Below are 859 nucleotides of genomic sequence, written 5' to 3' on the forward strand. Positions count from 1 at the left end.
CGTCGCCGTTGAAGTCACCGCTCAGCGGGGTCTCGCCGCCCGGGGCGAAGAAGTCGTGCCAGAGCCTTGCTCCGCCGAACTCGCTGCCCGTGGAGGGCGCCACATAGGTGTCGGCCTCGGCGTTCTGGGTGAACGTGATGACGTCGTCCTTGCCGTCGCCCGTGAAATCGGTGGGGCCGCCGCCGAATATCCCCGCCATGCGCTCGGCCTCGGCGAGGAGCGCCCGTGCCTTGCCCTCGTGCTCGTCGTAGCGGTAGGGGTAGGCGGAGCGCTGCACGCTCTGGGCGAGCTGCCCCGCCGTGTAGCCCGGATTCGCACGGTCGTTGGCGATGGCCCGGGTGACGAACTGGGTCGCCGCGTACCAGGGGTCCATGATCTGCTCGACGGTTCCCCAGCCGTAGCTCGGCCGCTGCTGGAAGACGCCGATGGAGTCGCTGTGTCCGCAGGGCAGGTTGTTCATGTGGGACTCGACCCAGCCGGCCTCGAAGGCCGCGAGTGTCACTTTGGCGTTGGCGTGGTGGGCGCGGGCGACGCGGAGCACGGTCACGATGACGGACGGGTCGTGTGTGGCCGGTACGTCGCAGTTCTCGTCCAGGACCTCGGCGTTGGCCAGGTACTTCGGGGGGCTCGGCGGCAGCGGGTCGGTCGCCTGGGCGGGGGCGGCGCCGGCGGTGATGAGCAGGCCGGCGGCCGCGAGACCCGCGATGCAGGAGGACAGGAGGGTGCGGTGGCGTCTGGAACGGGACATGGGTGTGCCCTTTCGGAGTGGTGTTCCCGTGAGGATCAGAGGCTGGTCTCGCCGCGGATGCCGAAGAAGTCGTGCCATTTGCGGCCGTCGACGAAGGCGTTGGTCCCGTTG

1 pseudogene is annotated in these 859 nt (G+C 69.7%); it reads right to left on the reverse strand.

The window, feature by feature from the left end:
* A pseudogene (locus H0H10_RS01070) lies at positions 1-748 on the reverse strand (FG-GAP repeat domain-containing protein); the annotation flags it as partial.
* Positions 749-859: the final 111 nt, after the last annotated feature.

Source organism: Streptomyces griseicoloratus, assembly GCF_014534645.1.
Classification (GTDB): Bacteria; Actinomycetota; Actinomycetes; order Streptomycetales; family Streptomycetaceae; genus Streptomyces; species Streptomyces griseicoloratus.